This window comes from Pseudomonas resinovorans NBRC 106553, assembly GCF_000412695.1.
GTDB classification, from domain to species: Bacteria; Pseudomonadota; Gammaproteobacteria; order Pseudomonadales; family Pseudomonadaceae; genus Metapseudomonas; species Metapseudomonas resinovorans_A.
This window is the reverse complement of sequence record NC_021499.1, coordinates 3,201,483-3,226,843: the sequence shown is the minus strand read 5'-3', so window position 1 is coordinate 3,226,843 and position 25,361 is coordinate 3,201,483. Positions and strand designations below refer to the sequence as shown.

Annotated in this window: 26 protein-coding genes; 17 read left to right on the top strand and 9 right to left on the bottom strand. The window is 64.6% G+C overall.

Annotation, left to right across the window (positions count from 1 at the left end; translation table 11 throughout):
* Positions 1 to 26: 26 nt before the first annotated feature.
* Genes PCA10_RS14635 through coxB form a run of 3 tightly spaced genes read right to left on the bottom strand, consistent with a single transcriptional unit; the run spans position 27 to position 3,576 of the window.
* Positions 27 to 365, bottom strand: coding sequence for a hypothetical protein (locus PCA10_RS14635; RefSeq protein ID WP_016492833.1), 339 nt, complete (start codon positions 363 to 365; stop codon positions 27 to 29).
* Positions 362 to 2,893: a cytochrome c oxidase subunit I gene (gene ctaD, locus PCA10_RS14630; protein ID WP_016492832.1), complete on the bottom strand. Its 2,532-nt coding sequence runs from the start codon at positions 2,891 to 2,893 to the stop codon at positions 362 to 364. The genes PCA10_RS14635 and ctaD overlap by 4 nt, the downstream gene beginning before the upstream one ends.
* Positions 2,890 to 3,576 carry a cytochrome c oxidase subunit II gene (gene coxB, locus PCA10_RS14625; RefSeq protein WP_041770278.1) on the bottom strand — a complete coding sequence of 229 codons (687 nt, stop codon included), beginning with the start codon at positions 3,574 to 3,576 and terminating at the stop codon, positions 2,890 to 2,892. The genes ctaD and coxB overlap by 4 nt, the downstream gene beginning before the upstream one ends.
* Positions 3,577 to 3,630: 54 nt before the next feature.
* On the opposite strand from coxB, the gene PCA10_RS14620 reads away from it, so the two are divergent.
* Positions 3,631 to 4,140, top strand: coding sequence for a DUF2231 domain-containing protein (locus tag PCA10_RS14620; RefSeq protein WP_016492830.1), 510 nt, complete (start codon positions 3,631 to 3,633; stop codon positions 4,138 to 4,140).
* Here the strand turns inward: PCA10_RS14620 and PCA10_RS14615 are convergent.
* From PCA10_RS14615 to PCA10_RS14605, 3 genes are all read right to left on the bottom strand, one after another.
* Positions 4,104 to 4,616 carry a CopD family protein gene (locus PCA10_RS14615; protein WP_016492829.1) on the bottom strand — a complete coding sequence of 171 codons (513 nt, stop codon included), beginning with the start codon at positions 4,614 to 4,616 and terminating at the stop codon, positions 4,104 to 4,106. The genes PCA10_RS14620 and PCA10_RS14615 overlap by 37 nt on opposite strands.
* The gene (locus tag PCA10_RS14610; protein ID WP_016492828.1) at positions 4,613 to 5,338 is read right to left on the bottom strand and encodes a cytochrome c oxidase assembly protein; all 726 of its coding nucleotides are present in this window, start codon (positions 5,336 to 5,338) and stop codon (positions 4,613 to 4,615) included. The genes PCA10_RS14615 and PCA10_RS14610 overlap by 4 nt, the downstream gene beginning before the upstream one ends.
* Before the next feature lie 348 nt (positions 5,339 to 5,686).
* Positions 5,687 to 8,311 (bottom strand): LuxR C-terminal-related transcriptional regulator, encoded by a 2,625-nt coding sequence (locus PCA10_RS14605; RefSeq protein WP_016492827.1) that lies wholly within the window; start codon positions 8,309 to 8,311, stop codon positions 5,687 to 5,689.
* Positions 8,312 to 8,489: 178 nt separating this feature from the next.
* On the opposite strand from PCA10_RS14605, the gene PCA10_RS14600 reads away from it, so the two are divergent.
* The 13 genes from PCA10_RS14600 (at position 8,490) to PCA10_RS30640 (ending at position 21,687) form a co-directional block, all read left to right on the top strand.
* Positions 8,490 to 9,722: an acyl-CoA dehydrogenase family protein gene (locus PCA10_RS14600; protein WP_016492826.1), complete on the top strand. Its 1,233-nt coding sequence runs from the start codon at positions 8,490 to 8,492 to the stop codon at positions 9,720 to 9,722.
* A gap of 9 nt (positions 9,723 to 9,731) precedes the next feature.
* Positions 9,732 to 10,976, top strand: coding sequence for a thiolase family protein (locus PCA10_RS14595; protein WP_016492825.1), 1,245 nt, complete (start codon positions 9,732 to 9,734; stop codon positions 10,974 to 10,976).
* Positions 10,973 to 12,577, top strand: coding sequence for an AMP-binding protein (locus PCA10_RS14590; protein WP_016492824.1), 1,605 nt, complete (start codon positions 10,973 to 10,975; stop codon positions 12,575 to 12,577). Before PCA10_RS14595 ends, PCA10_RS14590 begins: the two co-directional genes overlap by 4 nt.
* Positions 12,578 to 12,610: 33 nt before the next feature.
* Positions 12,611 to 13,738, top strand: coding sequence for a saccharopine dehydrogenase family protein (locus PCA10_RS14585; protein WP_016492823.1), 1,128 nt, complete (start codon positions 12,611 to 12,613; stop codon positions 13,736 to 13,738).
* 17 nt (positions 13,739 to 13,755) lie between these two features.
* Complete coding sequence (locus tag PCA10_RS14580) at positions 13,756 to 14,574, top strand: glucose 1-dehydrogenase (protein WP_016492822.1); 819 nt, start codon at positions 13,756 to 13,758, stop codon at positions 14,572 to 14,574.
* A gap of 9 nt (positions 14,575 to 14,583) precedes the next feature.
* Complete coding sequence (locus tag PCA10_RS14575) at positions 14,584 to 14,982, top strand: hypothetical protein (RefSeq protein WP_016492821.1); 399 nt, start codon at positions 14,584 to 14,586, stop codon at positions 14,980 to 14,982.
* Positions 14,979 to 15,923 (top strand): NmrA family NAD(P)-binding protein, encoded by a 945-nt coding sequence (locus tag PCA10_RS14570; protein ID WP_016492820.1) that lies wholly within the window; start codon positions 14,979 to 14,981, stop codon positions 15,921 to 15,923. The genes PCA10_RS14575 and PCA10_RS14570 overlap by 4 nt, the downstream gene beginning before the upstream one ends.
* 14 nt (positions 15,924 to 15,937) lie before the next feature.
* Entirely contained in the window at positions 15,938 to 16,711 is a 774-nt protein-coding gene (locus PCA10_RS14565; RefSeq protein ID WP_016492819.1) for a glucose 1-dehydrogenase, read from the top strand.
* A 698-nt stretch (positions 16,712 to 17,409) separates the two neighbouring features.
* Positions 17,410 to 18,900 (top strand): DUF1254 domain-containing protein, encoded by a 1,491-nt coding sequence (locus PCA10_RS14560; protein ID WP_016492818.1) that lies wholly within the window; start codon positions 17,410 to 17,412, stop codon positions 18,898 to 18,900.
* Positions 18,901 to 18,994: 94 nt separating this feature from the next.
* Entirely contained in the window at positions 18,995 to 19,210 is a 216-nt protein-coding gene (locus tag PCA10_RS14555; protein WP_016492817.1) for a hypothetical protein, read from the top strand.
* A 54-nt stretch (positions 19,211 to 19,264) separates the two neighbouring features.
* Positions 19,265 to 20,986 carry a DUF1254 domain-containing protein gene (locus PCA10_RS14550; RefSeq protein ID WP_016492816.1) on the top strand — a complete coding sequence of 574 codons (1,722 nt, stop codon included), beginning with the start codon at positions 19,265 to 19,267 and terminating at the stop codon, positions 20,984 to 20,986.
* Entirely contained in the window at positions 20,983 to 21,228 is a 246-nt protein-coding gene (locus PCA10_RS14545) for a hypothetical protein (RefSeq protein WP_016492815.1), read from the top strand. Before PCA10_RS14550 ends, PCA10_RS14545 begins: the two co-directional genes overlap by 4 nt.
* A 315-nt stretch (positions 21,229 to 21,543) precedes the next feature.
* A complete protein-coding gene (locus tag PCA10_RS30640; RefSeq protein ID WP_158491046.1) occupies positions 21,544 to 21,687 on the top strand; it encodes a hypothetical protein in 144 nt (47 codons plus the stop codon).
* On the opposite strand, the gene PCA10_RS14540 is transcribed toward PCA10_RS30640, so the two are convergent.
* Positions 21,676 to 21,861, bottom strand: a complete 186-nt coding sequence (locus PCA10_RS14540; RefSeq protein WP_041770277.1) for a hypothetical protein — start codon at positions 21,859 to 21,861, stop codon at positions 21,676 to 21,678. The two genes, PCA10_RS30640 and PCA10_RS14540, sit on opposite strands and share 12 nt — an antisense overlap.
* Before the next feature lie 115 nt (positions 21,862 to 21,976).
* Between PCA10_RS14540 and PCA10_RS14535 the strand changes: the two genes are divergently transcribed.
* Together PCA10_RS14535 and PCA10_RS14525 are read left to right on the top strand one after the other, a co-directional pair.
* Positions 21,977 to 22,207: a hypothetical protein gene (locus PCA10_RS14535; RefSeq protein ID WP_016492813.1), complete on the top strand. Its 231-nt coding sequence runs from the start codon at positions 21,977 to 21,979 to the stop codon at positions 22,205 to 22,207.
* Positions 22,208 to 22,919: 712 nt separating this feature from the next.
* Positions 22,920 to 23,318 carry a hypothetical protein gene (locus PCA10_RS14525; protein WP_016492811.1) on the top strand — a complete coding sequence of 133 codons (399 nt, stop codon included), beginning with the start codon at positions 22,920 to 22,922 and terminating at the stop codon, positions 23,316 to 23,318.
* A 347-nt stretch (positions 23,319 to 23,665) separates the two neighbouring features.
* On the opposite strand, the gene PCA10_RS14520 is transcribed toward PCA10_RS14525, so the two are convergent.
* Positions 23,666 to 23,902 carry a hypothetical protein gene (locus tag PCA10_RS14520; protein ID WP_016492810.1) on the bottom strand — a complete coding sequence of 79 codons (237 nt, stop codon included), beginning with the start codon at positions 23,900 to 23,902 and terminating at the stop codon, positions 23,666 to 23,668.
* Positions 23,903 to 23,960: 58 nt separating this feature from the next.
* Positions 23,961 to 24,194 carry a hypothetical protein gene (locus PCA10_RS14515; protein ID WP_016492809.1) on the bottom strand — a complete coding sequence of 78 codons (234 nt, stop codon included), beginning with the start codon at positions 24,192 to 24,194 and terminating at the stop codon, positions 23,961 to 23,963.
* 105 nt (positions 24,195 to 24,299) lie between these two features.
* On the opposite strand from PCA10_RS14515, the gene PCA10_RS14510 reads away from it, so the two are divergent.
* Complete coding sequence (locus tag PCA10_RS14510) at positions 24,300 to 25,340, top strand: phage/plasmid replication protein, II/X family (RefSeq protein WP_041770276.1); 1,041 nt, start codon at positions 24,300 to 24,302, stop codon at positions 25,338 to 25,340.
* Positions 25,341 to 25,361: the final 21 nt, after the last annotated feature.

Sequence of the window (25,361 nt, the reverse complement as noted above, 5' to 3'; positions counted from 1 at the left end):
TTCAGCCCATCACGCCGATGTGCAGCTCAGAGGCAGGCCCTGAGCAGGAGCGACGGGCCCAGGGCGATGACCGTGGACGCCAGCGCTGCGATCAAGGTCCAGATCACCACGGTGTGCAGGAACGCACCGCTGCGGTCATGCTCGGCCTTGGGGCCGGTCTTCGCGAAATGCCGCCACAACCAGCCGATCGCGGCCAGGTGCGCCAGGAAAATCAGCACCAGGTAAAGACGTAGCGCACCGGTCTGCCAGCCGAAGGTGCAACCGATGGCGTGTAGGGCATAGAGCGCGACGAGCGCGGTGCACCACAGCGCGAAGCCCGCCCCGAGCCACCAGAGGAGCCGTGGTGGGATAGGCCGCCCGTTCATGCCTGGCTCCCCATGATGGCGACCAGCTTCGGCAGGGCCAGCACCAGGCCCAGGGCGATGGCGCCGGTGAACGCGGTGTAGTCCAACCACAAACGGCTCAGGCGCAAGTCCACCACCCGCTGCGGCGAGACGAAACCGGCACCGATGCGCAGCGCGTTACTGAGCAGGAAGAGCAGCCCGACGCCGGCATGGAACACCACATAACCGAGCAATGCGGCGGCGGTGGAACCGAGTGCATGTTCACGGGGATCCGGCAGGATACCGGCGATCAACGCCACGGCGGCGCTGATGGCGACCACGAGCGCGACCATGGCCAGGCCGATCCAGCCCCAGGGCTTGCCACCGGCTACCGTCGCGCGCAGCGATCCGCGCGCAGCCAGCGTGGCCATGACAAGGGCGCCGATCACGCCCAGGGTCAGCGCGAGGTCCGGCCCCGGTGTCGTCGCCGCTTCCCAGTTGGGCGCGGCGATCCAGAGATAGAAGGTGCCGAACAACAGGGAGGTGAACAGCGTGCCATCTGCGATCAGGGTGCAGATGAGTGCCAGGTAGGGTGGTGCGCTCTCCACTTCGGTATGCGGCGGCACGCTGACGCCTCGGCCGACCGGCAGCGGGCCATAGTCACGGGAGTGACCGGCGCGTTGCGCGGCGATCACGAACAGGCCGGCCACCACCAGCGCTGCGACCATCGACAGCAGGTAGGTCTTGAACAGGAACCCCAGGACCGCCGTCGCCGTGGCCAGCGCGGTGAACAGCGGCAGGTAGGTTGGCTGTGGCAGCACGATCAGTTGTTCGGGCGCGCCGGAGACGATATGCACCCCCAGCGCCTCCTGCCATCCGTTGCGCGTCGAGCCCAGGTAGCCTTCGCCACGGGCGAGCGAGTCGGCGAGCCCGTCGACGGGAGCGTCTTCCTTGCCCATATGGGGGATCGAAGCGAAGGCATAGGCCGGCGGCGGTAGCGGCATGGCCCATTCCAGCGTCGTCGCGCCCCAGGGGTTGCGGCGCACGCGGCGTCCGAAGCGCAGCTGTACGATCAGGTCGATCACCAGCAGCGCGAAGCCGATGGTCATGACGAACCCGCCTACCGAGGACAGCAGGTTGAGCCAGTTCCAGCCTTCGTGACCCCCGTAGGTGTAGATGCGCCGTGGCATGCCCATCAGCCCGGTCAGGTGCATCATGAAGAAGGTCATGTTGAAACCGATGAAGATCAACCAGAACGCGGGCACGGCCAGTCGGTGCACGGCGGCGCGCCCGGTGAGCAGCGGCAGCCAGTAGTAGAGTCCGGCGAGCATCGGGAAGGCGAGTGCGCCGGCCACCACGTAATGCATGTGGGCCACGACGAAGTAGGTGTCGTGGGCCTGCCAGTCGAACGGCACCATGGCGAGCATGACGCCGGTCAGGCCGCCCATGGTGAACACGAAGAAGAAACCGAACACATAGAGCATCGGCACGTCCCAGCGCGGCTTGCCGTGGGACAGCGTTGCCAGCCAGGCGAAGAACTGAATCGCCGTCGGCACGGCCACGATTGCCGATCCGGCGGAGAAGAATGCCAGCGCCAGGTGCGGGATGCCCACGGTGAACATGTGGTGGACCCAGATGCCGAAGCTCAGGAAGGCCAGCGCGATGATCGCGACGACTATGGCGCGGTAGCCGACCAGCGCCCGGTTGGCGAACACCGGGATGATCGTCGACAGCACGGCCGCCATCGGCAGGAAGATGATGTAGACGTCCGGATGGCCGAACAGCCAGAACAGGTGTTGCCACAGCAGCGCGTCGCCGCCGCGGGTGGGGTCGAAGAAGGGCAGGCCGAAGGCGCGCTCCACTTCCAGCAGTATCGAGCCGAGGATCAGGGGCGGGAAGGCCACGATCATCATCATCGCGGTCACCAGGATGTACCAGCCGAAGATCGGCATGCGGTCCAGCGACATGCCGGGCGCGCGCATCTTCAGGATCGAGACGACGATCTCCATGGCCAGCGACAGCGCCGAGATCTCCACGAAGGTGATTCCCAGCAACCAGACGTCGGCGTTGATCCCCGGTGTGTAAACGCTCGAGCTCAGCGGCGTGTACATGAACCAGCCGCTGTCCGGCGCCACCCCGAGGAGCAGCGAGAAGGTGACGATGCTGCCGCCGAACAGGTAGCACCAGTAGCCGTAGGCGGTCAGGCGCGGGAAGGCGAAATCGCGGGTTCCGAGGATCTTGGGTGTCAGGTAGACCGCCACGCTCTCCACCATCGGGATGGCGAACAGGAACAGCATCATCGACCCGTGCATGGTGAAGACCTGGTTGTACATCTCCGGGGTCATGAACGTGGAGTTGGGCGTGGCCAGCTGCACGCGGGTCAACATGCCCAGCACGCCGGCGATGGCGAAGAACACGAACGAGGTGATCATCATGCGCCGGCCGATCACCGAGTGGTTGACGGCGGCCAGGCGCTGCAGGCCCGGGCCGGTGGCCCAGATCTCGGCGAGTTGCCGGTGCAGTCGCCGCGCCGGGTTGTCCTGCGCGGGCGGGTCGAGGGGTGTGCTCATTGTTCCGCCTTGGTGGTTGCGGCCGCCCGCGCGAGCGCGGCCGGGAAGTCTTCCGGACTATGGACGACAACGGAGAAACGCATGTGCGTGTGGTTGGTGCCGCAGAACTCGTTGCACAACCCGTCGTACCGGCCCGGGTGGTCGGCCTGGATGCGCAGGCGGTTCACATGCCCGGGCACCGCATCGATCTTGCCGGCCAGACGCGGTACCCAGAATGCGTGGATGACGTCTTCGCTGCTCACGTCGATATCGACCGGCGTGCCGGCGGGCAGGTGCAGCACGTCGCGGGTTTCCAGGGCGCCCTGGTCCGGGTAGCGGAAGGTCCAGCTCCATTGCTTGGCCACCGCTTCGATCCGGGGCGGAGTCGTGCCCGGCAACGGCAGCAGCCGCTCTCCGGCGATCAAGGCGTAGGCGATCATCGGCAGCAGGACGATGGCCGGCAATGCCAGCCCCCCCAGCACGACCCAGCGCGCCGGCGATACGCGCGAACCCCAGCCAGGGCGGAAAACCACCAGCAGGAACAGCGCCATCACCAGTGCGAACAGCAGCCCGGCGCCCGCCAGCATCACCCACCACATCGTGGCGATCGAACCGGCGGCGGGCCCGGACGGGGAGAGCGTCGACAGCGATCCGCTGCAACCGGTCAGCGCGATGAGCGATCCGGCTTGGGCCAATGCGAGCAAGGGGCTACGCTGCTTTTCTATGGGGTGATGATCCCGACCCAAAGGAAGACTGTCATGGCAAAGCAAGGTACCGGTAAGGCCCCGCAGTGCGAAGTCGCGCTGGAACTTCGCCAGCTCGATGTCGGCTCCGCGGTCGCCCTGGTCGGGCATCCCATCCACGTGATGATGGTGCATTTTCCCATTGCCTTTGTGTTCGCGACCTTGGGCATCGATCTCGTCTACTGGTGGGACGGTGACCCCTTCTGGGCGAGGGTAGGGCTCTGGTCGGCCGGAACGGCCTTCTGGACCGGCGTGGCCGCGAGCGTCGTGGGCATCGCCGAGTTGTTGCTGGTGCGCGGCATCCGCATGCACGAGGCCAGTTGGTCCCATGCCGTGGCGGCGATGACGCTGGTCGCTATCGCGGGCGCCAACTGGGGGCTGCGTGTGCTCGATCCTGCCTCGATCCTGTCCCACGGCCTTGCGCTCTCCGTGCTCGGGTCGGTGATGGTCGGATTCGCCGGTTGGCATGGCGGCAAGCTCGTGTTCGATCATGGCGTCGGCATTCTTGTTTCATCCCGGGACTGATCCAGCCAGCGCGCGAGGCCGCCGGGTTCGAACAGGTGTGGGGCGAATTCGTTCGAGTCGATCTGAGGCTTGGCCAGCACCACCCACAGGGTCGCGGCGATGAGCACCACATAGGCAGTCGACAAGGCGGCGTAGGAGAGTCCGCCGAAGCGGCCCTTGGGGGAAAACAGGCGGGCCAGGATCAGGCCGGCGACGACATGCAACATGGCCATGAGCGCGACCAGCAGCATCTTCAGCGAAAACCACTCCTCGAACGTGGCCTGCAGGAAGATCAGCGCCGTTCCGCTGCCGATGGCGATGACGGCCGAGGGCGACACGAGCTCCACATAGACCAGCCGGGTGATGCGGTGCAGTCGGTCCAGATCCCGCCCGGCTTCCAATGCGCGTCTTTGCCAGAACAGAAAGGGCAGGGCGAGCAGGCCGGCCGACCAGATCGCGATCGCGGCCAGATGCAGGAACTTCAGGAAGATCGTCACAGGAAGGGCTCGCGGGCCCGCAGGCTGGACCATGCGGTCCAGAGGCCCACGGCGAGGTAGGGCAGCATCGCGGGCACCCACATCAGCAGCCCGGCCAGTTGCTGGTCGGTGAAGGGGTCGAGCCCCCAGGCGACGGTGCTGTCGATATGCACTTCATAGAGCGGGCTGCGGGCGAACACGATGATCGCGCCGAGCAGGCCCATCTGCCCGATGGTGACGGCGAGCGCGATCAGCGCCGGTCCCACCTGCCTCAACGGCGCAAGGATGCTGCACCACATGAGCCAGGCGCTGCCCAGCAGCGTGACTTGCATCAGCCAGTAGGCCGGCACGCTGGCCAGGCCCCAGGTATAGGCGCCGGGCGTATGCCAGGTCCAGAGGATGAGCGCGTGGGCCGCGACCAGCAGCGGAAGCGGGAACGGATCGACGCGTCGCCACGGGAACGCTTGCGCCAACAGGGGCGCCACCGCGCTGATCAGCAGGACATGGTGCAGGACCCGGGCCGAGAACAGGGCCGATGACAGTGCGCAGAGCGGCGAGACGAAAACCACCAACATCAGCGCGATCGCGGCCCAGCCGGCGCGGGGATTGGAAGAATCACCACGGGCAACCAACAGGGCCAGTGCAGCCAGTACCGCTAGCAAAAGCGGATCGAAGTTCCAGCGTGTCCAGAAGTCGTCGGGAGTCGCGGCGGGGCCGCAATACGCGATGATGAAATTCGGCATGGCACCGTGCCTTTATTCAGAATCCATACTGGGTGGTACGGAAAAGCCGGTCTGTATTTCATCGGGCGGCCACGACTGAAAGGCCGCCATTGCTCGAATTTCCGGTATCCCCATCGCTCCTGAACGCGAAACGCCAAGTCAGCTTTCGATGGGGCAATCGAGAGCGGAAAGCCAGCAAAAGTGAGTGTATTCACAGTTTTCTGGTTTGTCGAAAGACGTCCATGGCAGGCCGAGGCGGTGGGCTGAGTGCATGCTGGAGCGCGATATCTCGCACTGGGACGGCCCCTCGGGGCGCCACCCCCGAGGTCATCAGCCAGCCTGGTGAGGCCCTTGCAAGGCTGGTGTCGGTCAGATCAATCCCGCGGCCTTGGCTGCGACGGCCGCCTGGGCACGGCTGTCGACCTGAAGTTTGCTGAAGATGTTCTTCATGTGGCTCTTGATGGTTTCCGGGGCGATGCCCAGCAACTTGGCCATTTCCTTGTTCGACTTGCCCTGGGCAACCAGTTCAAGGACGTGACGCTCCTTGCTGGTCAGGGCGATGGCGGGTTGGCCGAGAGTCGGTTGCTGGGTGCGGCTGTCGCCATCGGGCAGGAGACGCTGTAGCCGCGCCTGCTGTTGCTGGTTCAGGCCGGGGGTTTGCAGGGCATGGGCGGCGATGTCCGCCAGGGTCTGGTAAGCCGGCAGGTCGGTCAGCAGCTGCCGCGCGCCGCTGCTTTCCACCAGTTGGGTGGCGTCCAGCAGACGGGCGACCGCATCGCCGTGCAGGTTGCGTCGCCACTGGACCAGCGCAAGCCCGGTGGCCAGGTGAATCTCCACCAGCCGGCGGTTGTCCCGCTGGGCCTGTCCGCGCAGCAGCTCGGCCTGCTCCAGGTCGGCATGGCGAGGTAACCCGGCCGCCTCGCACCAGAGCGCGCCCTGGCAAGCCAGCAGGCGGAATGGGTCGGCTTCTTCGGGCGAGGTGCGCAGTTGGACTTCCAGCAGGTTGTCCAGTTGCTGGGCGCAGGCCAGCGCCTCGGCGGCCTTGTGTTCCAGCAGGCTGGCGCGTATGCGCTCCAGCAGCAGGTGGGCGTGCAGGCGCGGCCAGCGGCGCGATTGCGCCAAGCGCTCGCCCTCTTCGAGGAAGTGCCGAACGCTGTGTGGCCCCGCGTTGCGACTGCTCAGGCGATTGCTGGTGACCAGGAGACCGGCCACGCAATCGAGGAAGCCTCCCAGTTTCACGATCTCGATATTCTCGAAACTGAGCTTCGCCGCGTCATCCAGCTTGCCCTGCTGGTAACGCACGGCTGCGAGGAACCCGGACGGAAGCGCTTTCAGTACCGGATGCCCCAGGCCTTGCTCGCCGGCCAGGCGCAGGCCTTCCTCGAAGATGGCCGTGGCCTGGGAGAACCGCCCCTGGAGCATTTCGCCCAGCCCCATCAGGCACAGCCGATACACCTGGTTGAACAGGTAGCGACCATGCTCCAGCGGACCCTTGAGGTTGGGCTGCATGGCGTAGAAGGCTTCCCAGCGGCTGGCGCACAGGTGGCTGTAGCAGATGACGTTGAGCAGGGTGTTGTAGATCCACGGACGGTCGATCAGGTGAGGCAGGCAGTTGGTCGCCATGCGCCCACCCGCTTCACCGTGGTCTTCGATCGCCAGGACCATGGATTCAATCGCCTGGCACTCCCAGTGGAGCGGGTCCTGCTCGCCGTCGCGGCCCAGCTGCGCCAGCTCGGTCCTGGCTTCGGTGATCAGCTGTCGCGCGCTCTCGCCACTCATGGCCAGTGCGGCGGCCCAGGCCAGGGCCAGCTTGAGTTCCAACGGGCACTGCAACAGGCGGTCCTGCAACTGGCGCTGCCAGTCCAGCAGGATCATGAAGTCGCCGCGTTCCACCATGCCCATGGCGCAGTGGGCGATCCATTCCCGGGCGCTGTCGGTGTCGCCGGCCGCCAGGGCGCTGCGCACGGCATCCATCCAGTTGCGCTGCAGGGCGAACCAGCCCGCAGCCATCCGCCGCAAACGGTCCAGCTCGTCCGGTTGCAGGCGGCGGCGCAGGTGTTCGCGGAACAGCGGGTGCAGGCTGAACCATTCGGCGCTCTGGTCCAGGCCGGTGATGAACAACTGCAGGCGTTCCAGTTCGGCGATCAGGCCCTGGCCATCGGTGCAACCGGCGAGGTGTTCGGCCAGGGGCGCGTTGAACTTGTCCACGGCCGCGAGGCTGGGCAACTGCCTGGCCAACTCGCCGGGCAGCCGATTGAGCAGTTCGTCCAGCAGGCCGGTGATGCTTTTCGCCAGGCGCGGGCTGCCCGCCGGCCGTTGGCGCAGGTTCAGCAAGCTGGCGCGCAGGGCGGCGATCCAGCCTTCGGTGGCATGGTGCAGGTCCAGCAGTTCGGCGGGTTCGATACCTTCCAGGCCGGCGCGCAGGATGAGGTCGCGGGTTTCGTCGAGGTCGAAGCGCAGTTCACCGGCGTCCACCTCCAACAGCGCGTCGCTGTAAGTGTGGGCGAACAGGCTGGAGGGCAGGTCGCTGCGGCCGCAGAACACCAGGTGCAGGTTGTCCGGCGCAAAGCGGATCAGGCTGTCGAAGGCGGCGATCAGGGTCTCGGCAGGGACGCAGTGATAGTCGTCGAGAAACAGGTAGCAATGCTCCTGGCGCCGATCCAGGTCGTTGAGCAACAGGGTGGCCAGGTGCTGTGCAGGGATCAGCGCAAGGTCATTGAGCAGGCTGGCTTCCTCGCCACCATCGAAACCACGCTGGATGGCCGCCGCGGCGTAGAGCAGCAGGCGTTCCGGGGAGGCGTCGGCTTCGTCCAGCGTCAGCCAGGCGACCCGCGCGCCTCGGGCCAGTGCAGCCTCGGCCCAGGTGCTGGCCAGTGTGCTCTTGCCAAAACCGGGAGGCGCCTTGAGGACGGTGAGGCTGCATTCGGCGATGCGTTCGATCAGCTGTTCCAGGCGGGGGCGGGGGAGGGTGCCGCGCCCCCGGCGGGGTGGCATGAGTTTGGTTGCCAGCAAGGGCGAAAAGCTTGTTGTAGTTATGTCTGCGCTGATCATGGGCTCATCCCCCATTAAGGGGGTCAATACCTGTTTTTCCGGCGAATAGTATCGAAGACGTCCCCACCGCGACAGCAGCAATGCGGCGGTCGGTAGTCACTCATACTCCGGGAGAACAAGAATGTCCGGCTTCGCCAAGCGCGTCGAACTAGAGCCCACGGGGCTCGATGCCGATCTCAACGAACTGGAAGCGGCCATGCAGGCCAGCGTCCGTCGTTTCGCCACCAGGGTCATGCGTCCCGTTGGCCAGCAACTCGACCACATGACACCAGGCCAGGTGATCGCCGCCGACTCGCCGCTGTGGCAGGTGTTCGAGGAGTTCGCCAAGCTCGGCCTGAACCTGGCCGACCTGCTGGCGTTGCCGCCCGCCGACCGCGCCCGCCTGATCTGCCTGGTGTTCGAGGAGCTGGGTTATGGCGATGGCGGCCTTGCCGTGGTGATCGGTGCGTCCATGGTGCCCAGCATCGTCCTGCACCAGATGGATCGCGCCGACCTGCTGGAACGTTACGCCGACAAGCCCATCGGTTGCTGGGGCATCACCGAGCCGGACCATGGCTCCGACATGCTCGATAGCAGCGGCCATAGCCGCCATCCGGGCGTTGGCCACGGCAGGCTGAACTGCCATGCCAGCATCGTGGGGGATCGCATCGTCATCAACGGGCAGAAATCCGCCTGGGTCTCCAACGGCCCCATCGCGCAGCTCTGCATCCTGTTCTGCGGCTTCGATGACGGCAGCGGCCAGGACAAGCGTTGCGTGGTGCTGGTGCCGCTGGACGCCGAGGGCGTCACCCGTGGCCTGCCGTTGGACAAGATGGGCCAGCGCGCGCTGCCCCAGGGCGAGCTGTACTTCGACAACGTCAGCCTGACGCTGGACCACCTGGTGGCCGGCCCCGAGAACTACGTCCAGGCGGAGCAGGGCGTTCTCACCGAGGCCAACGGCCTGATGGGGGTGATGTGGACCGGCGCCGCCCGGGCCGCCTACGAACACGCCTATGAGTACGCGCACCAGCGCAAGCAGGGTGGCGTGCCGATCATCCAGCACCAGAACGTGCGCCATCGCCTGTTCCATATGTTTGCGCGCATCGAAGCGGCCCGCGCCCTGGCCCGTCGCGCCATCTATTTCAATGAAATGGCCCCGGCCCCGGCCCTGCAGGGCTCCATCGCCTCGAAGATCACCGCCACCCAGACCGCCTTCGACGTGGCCTCCCAGGCCATCCAGATGTTCGGCGGCAACGGCGTCACCCGCGAATACCCGGTGGAGAAGCTGCTCCGCGATGCCCGCGCCTCGATGATCGAGGACGGCTGCAACGAAATGCTCGCCATCAAGGGCGGCACCCTGATTTCGCGGATCTGAGGCCGGCCCATGAAAATGAATGCATATGTAGCCGGTGTGGGCATGGTGCCCTTCGGCAAGCACCTGGATAAAACCCTGAAAGGCCTCGCCGGCCAGGCGATCCAGCTGGCGCTGAACGATGCCGGCCTGGAGAAGGGCCAGCTGCAGGCGGCCTGGATGGGCAATGCCGCCGCCGGCGTGGTCACCGGCCAGGAAATGATTCGCGGCGAAGTGGTACTGCGGAACATGGGCATCGGCCGCATCCCGGTAGTGAACGTGGAGAACGCCTGCGCCTCTTCCTCCACGGCGTTCCAGCAGGCAGCGGCCATGGTCAGCGCCGGCTACTACGACATCGTGCTGGTCTGCGGTTACGAAAAACTCTTCCACGAAGACAAGGCCCGCAGCCTGGGTGCCTTCTCCAGTGCGGTGGACGTGGAAGACCCGGACGGCGCGGTGAACGTGGTGAAGAAACTTGCCGAAGCGGCGGGTGAACCCTTCGATGCCGAAGGCGCCGGCACCACCCGCTCGGTGTTCATGGACATCTACGCCATGATGGCCAGGAAGCACATGAAGCGGTACGGCTCCACGGCCCGTCATTTCGCCATGGTCGCAGCGAAGAACTCCCGCCACGGGGCCCTCAATTCCCGCGCGCAGTTCCGCGAGGAAATGACCGTGGAACAGGTGCTCGCCGCACGTTCCATCATCGATCCGCTGACCCTGCCCATGTGTTCGCCCATTGGCGACGGCGCGGCGGCGGTGATCCTGGTGAGCGAGCGCAAGGCGCGCCAGCTCGGCTTGCGCAATCCGGTGCGGGTCGCCGCGTCGGCGCTGGTATCCGGCTGGGACTTCGAACATGCCGACGACAGCGTGGGTGCCCTGGCTGCTGGCCAGGCATACGAGGCGGCCGGCATCGGCCCGCAGGACCTGTCCTGCGTCGAACTGCACGATGCGTCCGCACCGTCGGAACTGATGGCCTACGAATACCTCGGCCTGTGCCTGCCTGGTGCGGGTGCCGAGCTGCTGGAATCCGGTGCGACGGCCCTGGGCGGGCGCATTCCCGTGAACACCTCCGGCGGACTGCTGCGCAAGGGCCACCCGGTGGGGGCCAGCGGCTGCGCGCAGATCGTCGAACTGACCGAACAACTCCAGGACCGCGCCGGTGCCCGCCAGGTGCAAGGCGCCCGTGTTGGCCTGGCCCACAACGGCGGCGGTGCCATCGGCCTGGACGCGGCGGCCACGGTGGTCACCCTGCTGGTGCGGGAGGACCTGAGATGACCGGCTACGGCAACCTCGACTTTGCCGGCCTGATCGGCAATCGCGCGCTGAGCGATCCCGACCTGGATGTGCTGACCGTCGAGAATGGCGGCAAGAGCCCGTTGCAGGTGCGCACCTACCGGAGCCTGTGGCAGAACGGCCATCGCCTGGCCTGGGGCCTGACCCAGCTGGGCCTGAAGCCGGGCGACACCTTTGCGTTGCTGATGGCCAACCACGCCGAGTTCGTCGATGCGATGCTTGCGGCGGCCATCACCGGCACCATCTTCGTGCCGATCGATCCGCGCGCCAAAGGCGAAAAGCTGGCCTTCTTCCTGAACAACGCCCGCTGCCAGGGCGTGATCGCGGCCGACTATGCGCTGGCGAACCTGCTGGAGGTGCGCGAGCAGCTGGAGTTCAACCGCTGGATGGTCGCCTTGCCCACCGGGGAAACCGGTGTCGGCCTGGCACAGGCCCAAGGCGTGAGCCTGTACGAGGCGGTACTGGACAGGAGCGGCCGGGAGCATCCCCTGGCGGCGCTTGCCGCCGACGCACCCATGCAGCTGATCTTCACCTCCGGCACCACCGGCGATCCCAAGGGCATCGTCATGACCCACCGGCGTTATTGCGAAACGGCGCTGATCACCGACCGCGTCTTCGGCTACCGCAGCGACGACCGTCCGTACTCCGGCCTGTCGCTGACCCACGCCAACGCGCAACTGGTGACGCTGGGCGCATCGCTGGCGCTTGGCCTGCGTTGCGTGTTGTCGCGGCGTTTCAGCAAGTCGCGCCTGTGGGATATCTGCCGTGAGTTCGGTTGCACCAGCTTCACCCTGCTGGGCGGCATGACCACGGCGGTCTACGCCGAACCGGGCAAGCCGGACGATGCCGACAACCCGGTACGTTTCGTGGTGTCGGCCGGCATGCCGAAGGCCATCTGGAGCGAGTTCGAGCAGCGCTTCGGTGTGCAGATCCTGGAGTTCTACGGTGCCGCTGAGGGTGGCCTGACCATCAATCCGGTCGGCGTGGGGCCCAAGGGCAGCATCGGCAAGCCCGTCCCCAACTTGCGCCACCGCATCGTCGACGAAGCCGGTAACGACTGCGCACCGGGGGAACCGGGCGAGCTGCTGTTCCAGGCGGTGGATGGCAGCCCCTTCAAGGTGGAGTACTTCGGCAACCCCGCCGCGTCAGCCAGAAAGTGCGCAGAGGGCTGGCTGCACATGGGGGATGTGGTCGTGGCCGACGCGGACGGCTGGCTGTACTTCCAGTACCGCAAGGGCAGCGGCATCCGCCGCAACGGCGACTTCATCAACGGCGCGTTCATCGAGAAGGCCATCGCCGAATGCCCGGACGTGGACGACGTGTACGTCTACGGCATCCCCGCCAGCAGCGGCGTACCCGGCGAGAAGGACGTGGTCGCCGCCCTGGTGCCCAAAGACCCCGCTGCCTTCGATGCCCAGCGCATTTTCCGCATCTGCCGCGAAAAGCTCGAAGCCAACTTCGTGCCCAGCTACCTGCAGGTGCTGCAACAGATACCCAAGACCGCTTCCGAGAAACCGCAGGACCGCTTCCTGCTGGAGGCCCTGGAACAAGACCCCGCCAGCGTTCACCGCGAAGCGCGTTGAACCGGCCAACCGAACAACAACAAGGAGACTCCCATGACCCAAACTCGCAACGTTCTCGTCTACGGCGCCAGTGGCTACACCGGCAAGCTGGTGGCCGAATCCCTCGCCCAGCGTGACATTCCCTTCTACATGGCCGGCCGTACCCTGTCGCGCCTGGAGACCGCGCTGGGTGTGGTCGAGGAACGCCATGGCAAGAAGGTCGATGCCGCGCTGGTGAGCGTCGGCCACGATTTCCGCGAACTGGTGGACCTGATCCAGCGCCTGGAGATCAAGGTGCTGATCAACAACGTCGGCCCCTTCATGCAACTGGCCTGGCCCGTTGTCGAGGCCTGCCTGGAAGCTGGTTGCCACTACCTGGATACCACCGGCGAGCAGGACTGGACCGCCGCCATTGGCGAGAAGTACGGCGCCGCCTTCGCCGCTAAGGGCCTGCTGCTGTGCCCGGCCAACTCCTTCATGTGGGCCGCCGGCGCCATGGCCGCCGAGGTGGTGCTGGAAACCCCCGGTATCGACAGCCTGGATATCTGCTACCAGATCGACAACGGCCTGCCGTCCGAGGCGTCCACCAAGTCCTTCCTGCGCATGGTCTGCAACGACGTGTCCCAGTACTACCTGGAGCAGAACCAGCTCAAGGCCTGGCCCAACGATGTGGCCCACCTGGTGTCCCTGCCGTACCGCAACGCCATCCTCCGCGCCCATCCCTGGGGCGGCGCCTGCGAGCCGATCTGGTTCAAGGACGACCCTCGCGTGCGCAACTGCAAGGTGCTGACCGCCATCGGCGAGCACATGATCGACGGCGTGATCGCCGCCATCAAAGCCTTCAACGCCGCCGCACCGGGCATGAGCCAGGACGAGCGCGAGGAGTGGACCAACCGCATGGGCGACCAGATGGATTCCGGTGAACCGCCGAAGGACTCCCTCGACGTCCAGCGTGGCGTGATCGTGGTGCACGGCCAGGGTCGCCAGATCACCACCAGCTACGTGATGAACCTCTCCGCGGCCTACACCTGGACCGGCGACATCTGCGCCGAAGGCGCCGAGCGCCTGCTCAACGGCCAGCTCAAGGCGGTCGGCTTCCAGTCGCCGGCGAAGGCCTTCGGTCACCGCGAACTGATCCAGCGCTTCCACGAACGCGGCTTCTGCAGCGCACTGCCGGCCTGAACCAGGAGGAGAACGGAATGACTCACTATCTCGAACAGATTCGCCTGGACGGCAAGGTCGCCCTGGTGAGCGGCGCGGCGCGCGGCCTCGGCGCGGAAATCGCCGAGGCGCTGCTGCAGGCCGGCGCCAGTGTGATGCTGACCGACGTGCTCGACACCCTCGGCGCCGAGACGGCGCAGCGCCTGGCCGGCACCTACGGTGACCGCGCCGCTTTCCAGCGTCACGACGTCACCCGCGAGGAGGACTGGGTGGCCGCCATCGCGGCCACCGTCGAATGCTTCGGTGGCCTCGACATCCTGGTCAACAACGCCGGCATCGAAACCGCAGCCCTGGTGGCCGAGTGCGAGCTGGCGGAATTCCAGCGGACCATGGCGATCAACGTCGACGGCGTGTTCCTCGGCATCAAGCATGCACTGCGCGTGATGCGTCCGGGCGGTGCCAGCGGGCGCGGCGGCTCGATCATCAACCTGTCTTCCGTGGCGGGCCTGATCGGCATGCCGAGCCTGACGGCCTATTGCACCGCCAAGGGTGCCGTGCGCCTGATGACCAAGGCCACCGCCGTCGAGTCGGCCAAGCTCGGCTACGGCGTACGGATCAACTCCGTGCACCCGGCGATCATCAAGACCGACATGGGCGCCAACGTGGTGAACAACCTCGTCCGCGTAGGCCTTGCGCCGGACGCAGCCAGCGCCGACGCCTTTGTCGAGTCCTTGCACCCGTTGGGCTATGGCCAGCCGCGCGATGTGGCCTCGGCGGTGCTCTACCTGGCCAGCCCGGCTTCGGGCTGGATGACCGGCGCCGAGCTGGTCCTCGACGGTGGCGCTTCGGCCTGCTGAGGAGGGGAGATGGCGTATCGACGGCAAATCTTCATCACCGCGGCCCTGTTCAACTGGGTCATTGGCGGCGCGCTGATCGTCGCCATGCCCCTGGTCGAAGGGCTGCTCGGGCTGGCGCCGGTCACGGCGAGCGACAAGGTCTTCGTCGACCTGTTCGCCGTGCTGGTGATCGCCTTCGGCGTCGGCTACTGGAAGGCGGCGATGGACTTCCAGCAGTACCGCCTGTTCGCCCTGTGGGGCGCCTGGGCCAAGCTGGGTGTGGTGGCGGTGGTGTGCTGGCACTTCATCAATGGCCATATCGGCTGGCCGCTGCTGGCCCTGTCCGGCGGTGATCTTTTCTATGCATGGGTGTTCCTGGCGTTGCTGCGCAACGCCGGGCAACCCAGCGCTCAAGGAACTCTGCAATGAAAAAGACCGTAACTGTGTACGGCGCCACGGGTGTCGCCGGCAGTGCCTGTGTCGACGAGATGCTGGATCAGGGACTGTTCAATGTGCAGGTGCTCCTGCGCCAGGGGCAGGACCGTGACCGCTCGACACTGGGAGCCCGTGGCGATTCGGACAAGCAGGCGCTCTATGCACGCTGGCGTGAACGGGGGGTGAAGCTGATAGAGGCGGATGTGGCCTCCCACGCCTCGCTGATTCCGGCGCTCCGGGGCACCGACTATCTGGTGTCCTGCGCGCCCTATGCAGCCACCGAGAGCCAGTACGCGCTGATCTACGCGGCCCGCGAGGCCGGGGTGGAGCGTTTCGTACCGTCCGAGTACGGCTTCATCTACGAGTGGGAGCAGTTCTGGCCGAACGATACCGAACACCGTGCGATGGCGCGCCAGAAGGCCTTCATCCGCCGTGTCATCGAGCTGGCCGGGCTGGATTACACCATCATCCCGGCCGGTCTCTGGATCGAGTACTACATGCTCGAACCGGTGGCGGTGATGGGGGACGGCAACACCAGGATGGCCTGGTCCAGCGGCCATGACGTGGGACGCATCATTCCCCACGTGTTGGCCCATCCGGCATCGCGCAATGCGGTCTGCCCGGTGGCGGCTACCACCTACTGCACCTGGAACGAGCTGCTGGAGGCACGCGAACGCATTCTCGGGCGGACGGTCGAGCGCCACTACCTGGGCGCCGAGCAGTGGCTGGCCGCCTATGCCGCGCAACCGCCGGGCCCGATCAAGACCGTGATGGCCATCGGCGTTGCGGCGACCCAATGCCCCGAGGGCATGCCGCTGTGGGCCAACTGGAATGGCCTGCACCTGCCCGAGTTCAAGGGCACGCCACTGGATGAGCTGTTCCCCGGCTACATCGAACCCTTCGTGGCGGCCATGGGTGCCAGCCTGAAAATCTGATTCGGAGTGAAAAGATGAAACGCCTGCAAGACAAGATCTGCCTGGTCACCGGCGCCGCCAGCGGTATCGGCCTGGCCATTGCCCAAGCCTACCTGCGTGAGGGGGCCACGGTGCTCATGACCGACCTCGACGCGGACAAGGGCGAAGTCGAAGCCGAACGTCTGCGTGGCGCGGGGCTGAATGCGCTGTTTCAGCAGCACGACGTCACCGACGAAATGCGCTGGACCCAGGTGATGGAAACCGTGAAAGAGCGCTGGGGACGCCTCGATGTGCTGGTGAACAACGCCGGCATCGCCATCCTCGCTGATGTGGAAACCCTCACCCTGGCCCAATGGCGCAAGACCAACGCGGTGAACCTGGACGCCGTGTTCATCGGCACCCAGCAGGCCATCGCGGCCATGAAGGGGCAGGGCGGTTCGATCATCAACGTGGCGTCCATCGAAGGCTTCATCGGCGAACCCATGGTGCCGTCCTACAACGCCAGCAAGGGCGGCGTGCGCATCTTCACCCGGTCGGCGGCCGCGCATTGCGCGCGCAAGGGCTACCCGGTGCGCATCAACAACCTCTGCCCGGGCTACGCCGCCACCGCGATGATTTCCGGCGGCCTGGAAGAAATGGGCGGCGATGTGGCCGCGCAGTTCTCCGGCTACCTGCAACAGCGCATCCCCATGGGCCGCCTGGCGACCCCGGACGAGATCGCCAAGGCGGCGCTGTTCCTCGCCTCCGACGACTCCAGCTACATGACCGGCAGCGACCTGGTGGTGGATGGGGGCTACCTGGCGCAGTGACCCCACTGCAGACCGTTGGCCTCGTAGGAGCGAATTCATTCGCGAAGGGCCGCGCAGCGGCCCCGTAGGTTGGTGCAGAGCGCAGCGAAGCCCAACACTCTGCCTGCGGAAATCCCCCTCTCCCCCAGCCCCTCTCCCAGAGGGCGAGGGGTGACTCGCGCCGGCAGGCGCAAAGCGGTCCTGATGCTCAAAGTGGCCTGAAACTAAGCAACGAAGATGACGCCGCGCAAAGCGCCCCTTCAGGAGGCCGAGCGGAATCGTTGTGGAGGGGGACGAGCGGCATGGATGCCGCGAGAGGCGCGCGGGGCCATGGATGGCCCCTCGCGCCGTGCCCCCGGAGCAGCGATGTAGCGAGGGGACCCGACGCAGTCGGGCCGGATGCAGGGGCAAGCCCTTTGGTTCCTTTCGGCGACTGAGAAAGGGACTCGTCCGGGGGGACGAAACAGAACCCCACAGCCCACTCGACAATGAGCTTGGCAACAAGACATGGCTGATGGGTATCGCTGCGCTCAAGCGGAACGCCGCCCGCCACATCCTACGTTGCTGCGCTGCTTGGGATGGAGCATCGATGCTCCGCTTTCTCGAAGTCGGCCTTCCCCCATGAGGGGGATAAAAATCCCCCGACCCGCTCGGCATATTCCAAGGCGAGCGCCCCCAACACCGGGGCAATAACAACAAGAAAACCCGAGGACACATCCATGGGATTCCGACTTTCGGCCCTGGCCCTGCTGTGTGCGGCCAACCTGGCCAATGCCGCCGAACAACCCCATCCGATCCAGCCCCCGCCGGTGGAACTCATCCGCGCCGATCGCGTGGAGCCGGGCGAGCGGCCCGCGCAGAAGGTGCTCTACCGCGCCCGCCAGCTGGACGCCTATTCCATCGGCGTGCAGGCCTATGTCTACGGCTGGCCGGCCGTTGAGAACTATCGCGTGTGTTCGCGCCTGCTGGACCCGGCGTTCCGCCACCACGCGCCGCTGAACAGCTTCCGCCACGAAACCGGCCCCGCCGATGACCAGTACAAGCTCTTCGTCACCCCCAATGGCGACCTGCTGTACTCCCAGGCTTGCCTGGATCTCAGCCAGGAGCCGCTGGTCCTCCATGTGCCCGACACGGGCGACATGCGCTACTGGACCGCGCAAGTCACCGACGCCTACACCGAGACGGTCGCCAATATCTCCAAGCGTTCGGTGGGCAACCGTGCCGGCGACTATGCCCTGGTAGGGCCGGGCTGGAAGGGTGAGTTGCCCAAGGGCGTGACCGCCGTGCCGGTGGCTACCCACACCGGCTTCATCCTACTGCGCACCTTCTTCGAGGACCGCCAGGACCTGGAGAAACGCACCCGCGTCGTGCAGCGGCAGTTCACCCTCGAACCGCTGTCCGCCTATGTGTCCGGCAAGGACTGGAAAGCCCCCGAACTGCCGGCGGATGACCGGCGCCGCGCGGTCCCCGCCGACGAACAGGCACTGTCCACTTCGCTGGAGTTCTTCCGTATCCTCAACCGCGCCATGGCCGATGCCGGTCCGCGTCCCGGCGAGGAAGCCCTGTGGGCGATGTTCCGTCGCATCGGTGTCGGCCCGGGCCTGCCGTTCGATCCCGAGAAGCTCGACAGCGCCACCCGGGAAGCCCTGCAGAAAGCGGTGGCCGATGGTTGGCAACTGGTCCAGGACCGCTCGGCCACGGCCCGAACCAAAGTGGTGAACGGCTGGGGCGTTCCGCAGCCCGACCAACCCGTGGGGGCGTTCGGCTACGACTACCTGCAGCGCGCTGGGCTTGCCCATCGCGGCATCTACTCCAACACCGCCGACGAATACGCGGCCATGGCGGGCATCGCCGATACCGAGGCGCGCCCGCTGGATGGCAACCAGCGCTACGTGCTGCATTTCGCCAAGGGCGACTTCCCGAAGGTGGAAGCCTACTGGGGCCTGACCATCTACCGCTTGCCCGAGCGGCTGTTCTATCCCAACCCGGCCAGCCGCTGGACCCTCAACAGCGTGGACAAGGGCCTGCAGTACAACCCCGATGGCTCGCTGGACGTGCTCATCCAGCGGGAGGCGCCGGCAGGACGCGAGGCCAACTGGCTACCCAGCCCGGACGGCCCGTTCCAGCTGATCGTCCGTGCCTACCGTGCCGAGGACCCGGCGATCTTCGTGGGTGACTGGGCGCCACCGGCCATTCGACGCATCGACTGACATCCGTTCCACCTTCACCGGGCGCCGTCCTCCGCTGCTGCTTTCGGCACGCACGGAGCGAGGCGGGCCCGGTTCGACTTCGAGGAGCCGAATCATGGGTTTCCTGCTGCTTTGCCGACTGCTGCGCCTGCTCATTCCGTCCCTGCTGCTGGCCGCCGCCCTGGGCACGATCGCCACCAGGCTCATGGCCCCGCTGGATGGCATGGACCGTCATTACCTCGATCAGGCGCAGGTGATCCGCCAGGTCGCCATCGGCTATGACCCGCGACTGGTACACGCCATGGCCAGCAACTGGTGCTGGCGGTTCTGACAATGGTGCCGGGCGTCCTGCCTGGCTGACTCTTCAAACAACCCGGAAGTTCTCATGAAGCTCTCGCTACCGATTTCACGCCTCGCCCTGGCCGTTGCCCTGGGCATGCCGCTGGGCGCCGGCTCGCTACTGGCGGCCCAGACCGTCGAACGCACACCTGCCAGCGCAACGGCGTCGGCCAGCGTGGCCGAGAAGGCGCAGGAAGAGCAGGCCTACCAGGTGGGCATGCAGGCCTATACCTGGGGCTGGCCTGCCGTGAGCCTGCACAATCGGCGCCTGGCCATGCGCCAGGTCCCCAAGCCGGGCCTGCTGGGCGGCATCCTGCCGGTGGCGCCGATCAACCGGCTCAGCATGCTCACCGACTACCTGGATGCCGGGCAGCGCTACGTCCTGACTCCCAACCAGGATGTGGTCTACGGCCAGACCTTCCTCGATCTCAGCAAGGAGCCGGTGATCGTGCAGGTGCCGGATTTCGGCTCGCGCTACTGGGTCCTGCATTGCATGGACGCCTACACGGAGGTGTTCGCCGCACCGAGTTCGCGCATTCACTCCAAGGCGGGCTTCTACATGGTGGTCGGCCCCGACTGGCAGGGTGAAAAGCCGGCCAACGTGGTGGACGTGCTGCGTGCCCCCACCAACCTGGCCTGGCTGGTGCCGCGCATCTTCATGGACGACACGGCCGCCGATCGCGAGGCGATCCAGCCGCTGGTGAACCAGATGAACGCCTATCCCCTCAGCGCGTTCGACGGCAAGGCCAAGCCGGTGAACTGGCGCGAGCTGCCGAAGTTCCCGGCGCCCGCCCAGGGCAAGGGCGAAGTGCGCTGGGTAAAGGATGAGAACTTCTGGGCCGACCTGGCCGCCGTACTGGCCGAGAACAAGCCGCGACCGGGGGAGGTGGGGCTGACCGAGAGCTTCAGGCGCGTGCTGGAGCAGGCCGGGAACAATCCCGCCGTGCAACGCGGCCTGGACCGCGCCCTGGCGGACGGCTCCCGCCTGCTGGACGCGGGCTTCTCCTACAGCATCCAGCCCAACAAGTTCGGCAACCACTGGGCCGCCGACCTCACCGCCGGCGCCTTTGGCACCGACTACCTGCGCCGGGCCTGGGTGGCCAAGGCCTATATCGCCACCAACAAGCCGGACGACGCGCTCTACATCGGCACCGACTACGACGGCCAGGGCATGCGCCTGCAGGGGCAGCAGCGCTACAGCCTAACCTTCCCGGCCGGGCAACTGCCGCCTGCGAATGCGTTCTGGTCGCTGTCTTCCTACGACGGCGAGCACTTCTTCGAGCCGAATCCGATCAACCGCTTCTCCATTGGCACCAAGAACAAGGACCTGAAGAAGAACCCGGATGGCTCCCTGACCCTCTACGTCCAGCAGCAGTCCCCCGGCGCCGACAAGGAAGCCAACTGGCTGCCGAGTCCCAAGGGTGATTTCAGCCTGTTGCTGCGCCTCTACGGGCCGGGTGAACAGGTGGTGTGCCTCGGCTACAGCGATGACTTCCATGAAGAGGTTGCGGCCATCAGCGATACCGGCGCCTACAGGGCGCTGTTCCAGTTAGGCAGGCCTGAGCACGAGGCCGTCGGCCGATGGATCGGCGCAGTGCTGGTGCCGACGCTGCATGACTATCACCGGGTGCCGGATGCGGCGCCGCACCGGGACGCGCTGAGCTATGCAGGTCGGCGAATTGGCGTGGTGCGCTGGCAGGGTGAAGTCTGGGTGGCCTGGCGGGATTTGCCGGCCTTCATGGCCAGTGGCAAGGAGGTGTCGGCATGAACGAAGACCTTGATGAGCGGCGGCTGTGGGAGCTGGTGAATCGGCTGGATTCGCGGCTGAACACGGTGCGGGTGCTGGCTGAAGTCCTCCTGGACAATGCGGCGATGCGAGAGGGGATTCCCGGGCCCTATCTGGACAACATCAAGGAGGAGGCGCTGATGGAGGCGGTGATCTATTTGTCCCGGAGCAACGAGAAGGATTTCTTGCGGTTGGCGAAGATGGCGAAGTTGCCGTTGGTGTGAGGTGAGGCCCCTCTCCGGTGTGGGGAGGGGCCTTTGCTTGTTGGGGCAACTGCGTTGCCCTTTCGCGAATGAATTCGCTCCTACAGGCTTGGGGGGAGTTCGGGGCGAGGGGATCGCGAGCAGAGCTCGCTCCTACGGGGAGCTGCGATTGAAATCGCCCCCACAGCGCGGGCCCGCCGGCGACGGACGGATAGCGGTTGGCACGATATGCAAAGTTCCTGGCGCGGAATGAAAAGTCCGTGGCGGCACTCGGTTGCACACTGGGGCACCTACAACAAGAACCAGCCAATCCGGCCGCACCGGATGGAGGTCCCCATGCGCGACCCTTTCGCTTTCCTGCTCGCTCCCGCCCTGTTGGGCGTCCTGCTGTTGATCATCCTCCTGGCTGAGCCATCACCACCCCAGTCCAGCCACGGCAACGGAATTCCCCTGGTCAGCATCAGCCAGCTATTCCAGTGAACCCTGCACGCCGGCGTTCTTCGCCAGGGTGATGGCGCTGGCGGGCTTGATTTCCAGGGATTCGGCGGCCAGCGGCGAATGTACCGACGGCCATCGCCGCCCAATGCGCTCTGCGGTGGCGAGTTGCTGCCTTTGGCAACGAGGGAATGCATCGCCAACCTTGTTGCCTGGCATCAGGCGCCAAAGCTCCGGCAATCAATAGGCTGAACCGTTGTGTCATTGAATCACTCGAACGAGGAAGGACGTTCGGCACCTGCCGATGCGTATTACCGATGAGCGGAGAATCGCCATGGCGCACTGGATCATCACCTACAAGAAGGACAACGGGACGAGCACCCTGGATATGCAGGCCGACAGGAAGCCGAGCATGGAAACCACCGTGGAGTACGTGTTGGATTGGGCTAGCCACAACCTGGAAAAAGGAGAATACGGGGACCACGAGGACAAGCTCAGCGATGAGCCGGCAGCAAAGCTTCTGCGGAAATACGGAATCACCATCGCGGGTATTTCAAAGGCATGAAGCCGTCGCCTCGGCAAACAGTGTCCATGTGATGCATCTCGTAAACGGGGTGCGTTCATGTGTGACTCTCCGAAGCTTCAAAACGCTCCATGTCATCCAGCGCCGCATCTGGAACCGTCGTGGAAAATTACGTCACAGGAGCAGTGCCTGGCATTGAGGTTCTGGCTGTGGTTCTCGTGACCGTTGATATCGTGGTTGGCAGCGCTGATTCTGACGCACATCGGTGCGGACCTTTAGATCCGTAACTTCGCATAATGGACGGCGTTACGTTGAGCGGGGTCCGGACACTGGCGTAGCCTTCCGGGCCTCGCGTAACGTAATGGCGATTATGCGCAAGCCCATACCCCTCTCCATCCCCTCTAATCTCGTCCAGGATGCGCGTTTGTATGCTCCTGGGCGTGATGACCTGGACTCGGTCTGTTACGTGCTCCAGGACTATCCCAGGCTCGTTTCTGAGGTGCGCCAGTTGCGCCGTCGTGTTCAGGGCCTGGACCGGGAATCTTCCGACTTCGATGCTCGCCTGGAGGCGCTCCAGGAAGCGTGCCGGGCAATCCTGGACCTCTGACTGGTACCATTTTTGTCCTCGAGCAACTGCACCAGGTTGAGATTTTGGTACCAGAGCGCTTGATCCTATCGATAGGAATTGGTACCTTTTTGTCGAGCCAGGGTTCGTCCTGGGACTCGCAATTGGTACCAAATGGAGAGTTGAAAAATGCTGATTAAGATCCCGGACGCCGATGACGCCTTCGTTGAAAAGCTGAAGCGTCAGACCGGTACGTCCACTGGTTCCAAGGCATACGCCAAGGCTGCGGCTGAGTTCGACTACCTGGTGAAAACCGTTGAGTGGCAGAAGCGGGAGATTGCTCGCCTGGAAGAGCTGGTCGCCGTTCGTGATCAGACGATCAAGGGCGCCCGATCTGCAGCCATCCTGCTGCTGGAAGCGACAGGGCAGGGCGACCTCCTCGGAGATTTGGTACCAGAATCATCACCAGCTCGGCGTCGGCCAGCGCCTGCAGGTGATGAAGTTGGTACCGAAAGCAGGCTCACGCCCCAGGCCGGGGAGACGATGGATCACTTTCTGGCGCGTCTGAATCGCCAGGGTAGGGGGTGATATGGGCTGGTTTCAGTTGCTTGGATTGCTCGTGCTTCTCGGCTTCGGGAGCTTCATCGCCTTCATCGGTCTGTGCGTAGGTGTGCACCACATCCGCAAGATCAAATAGGTACCAAAACTCTCGCCGGCGCCGCGGTCCTGGAAGAGATTCTGGGACCATTTTTCGCACCCTCGGTGCACGTCCGCGACCACTTCGGCCGCCGCCGCTCCGAACCCACCTCGCGCCATGATTACCCTCAGCTGCCCACGGCGGCGTCACACATAGCACGCTGTGTAGGCCCATTGCGGGCCTGCAACCCTCCGAGGAAAGACTCGCCCATTGAGCCCAGCGAGCGAGACTTCACTGTTCAGGCCCGCACTACTTTCGCCTTTCGGAACTCCGTCAGCGTGCTGTCGCGCAGTATCTGCGCCAGGGCTTCGGCGTGTTCCCGGGGTAGGTTGATAGGGGGCTCATGGCCGCCCTCTGGCTTCGTCATAAAGCCTGATGGTGGGCCGGTACGGATGGTGATCCGGTCCTCTTCCATGCTGCATTGCAGCAGTTCCTGGCCGCCTTCCCCGACGATTTTCCAACGTTCGTAGCTCATGCTTCGTTCCGTGCTCAGGGGTGGGAAAGTCGGGTACTGGTAATACCCGACTTTTGTCTCATTTTTTTACCTCAACCCCATCCCCTGGCAGGTCCAGCTTGATTTCGCCCGAGCTGGTCACGTAAGCGCAAGTTATTGATATCTCGAGAATTTTGTGTGCGAGCTCGCTGTCCTTCATGGGCTGCATGCCCTGGCGCACTAGTATCTTGTTGATTTCTATAGCTTTTTTCCTCAGGTCTTCCTGTTCCTGATTGGTCAAACGAAGGTTCGTTGGCATGCCATGACGTTCCATTGGTCGATTCCTGTGCAAGTTTACGTGTGTGCATGTGATTTGCGTTGACGTGTGCGTGTTCCCCAGTCTACATTCCGCCGCAATGTAACTTGTGTGCATGCACTCATGATCGACTGGACGTCACTTTTCATCGAGCTAAACCACGCCCCTCTCCGTAGTGGCGCGGTGATATGTGTCGAGGCTGATGGGACCATCGCCTGGGAAACCCCTCGCAAGATGCAGGTGAGGGGTTCTCACGAGTCGTCGATGCATGTTCGAAGCGTAGGCGGGGACGGCAAAGGCAATGCAACTCACCTCTATATCGATGGAAACCCTTCCAAGTGGCTTCAAGGCCACAACCTTGTTGGTTCGGATGACTTGCTCGCTCTCGTTTGGGATGTTTTCGCCAGGGTCTGCGGGATATTTCGACTTGAATCTACTGACTTTGAACGTCAGAAAGTTAGGGCAGGGCAGTACCGTGTTACCCGCATCGACTATAACCGCATGTTTGAACTTCCCAGCCGGGCGGATGTTCGCTCCTGGTTGCGAGCTGGTGAGTTCAAGTGCAAGTCTCGACATGGACGGCCCGTTCATGATCGCGGAACTCTGACGTTCGGAAAAGGAAGTACTCACTGGCGCATTACCTGCTATTGCAAAGCCGATGAGATTTCCGGTAAGGGTTCTCATAAGTTGGCGGAAGAGTTCCATTCCATTCCTGAGATTCACGAATTCATTGATAACAAGCTTCGCGTTGAACTTCGGTTGCTGTCCAAGAAGCTTAAAGCTTTAGACCTGGAATATGGTCACAAACTCACCCCGGCGGCTCTATGGGCTCAGTACCGCCATTTCATAGGGGAACTTGATATGTCTGAGCAAATTGAGTTGAACAGTCAGCAGCTTCTTGAGCTGCCGAATAAGCTTCGCGCAACGTATGTTCTTTGGAAGCAAGGGCATGATTTGTTCACCATGCTTTCGAAGCCAACCTATTATCGCCATCGCAAAGAACTTCTTACCCTGGGTATTGATATCAATATCCGTTGTGATCGTCGCGACGATACTAACGTCATCCCGATGATTCGCGTTCTGGAAGCTAAGCCAGCGGCTATTCCTTCCTTCTTCTTTGAAAAGAACCTTGTTCACTTCTCCACCAGAAGGGCTCAAGCATGAAAACCAAGTTTCGCGAACTGA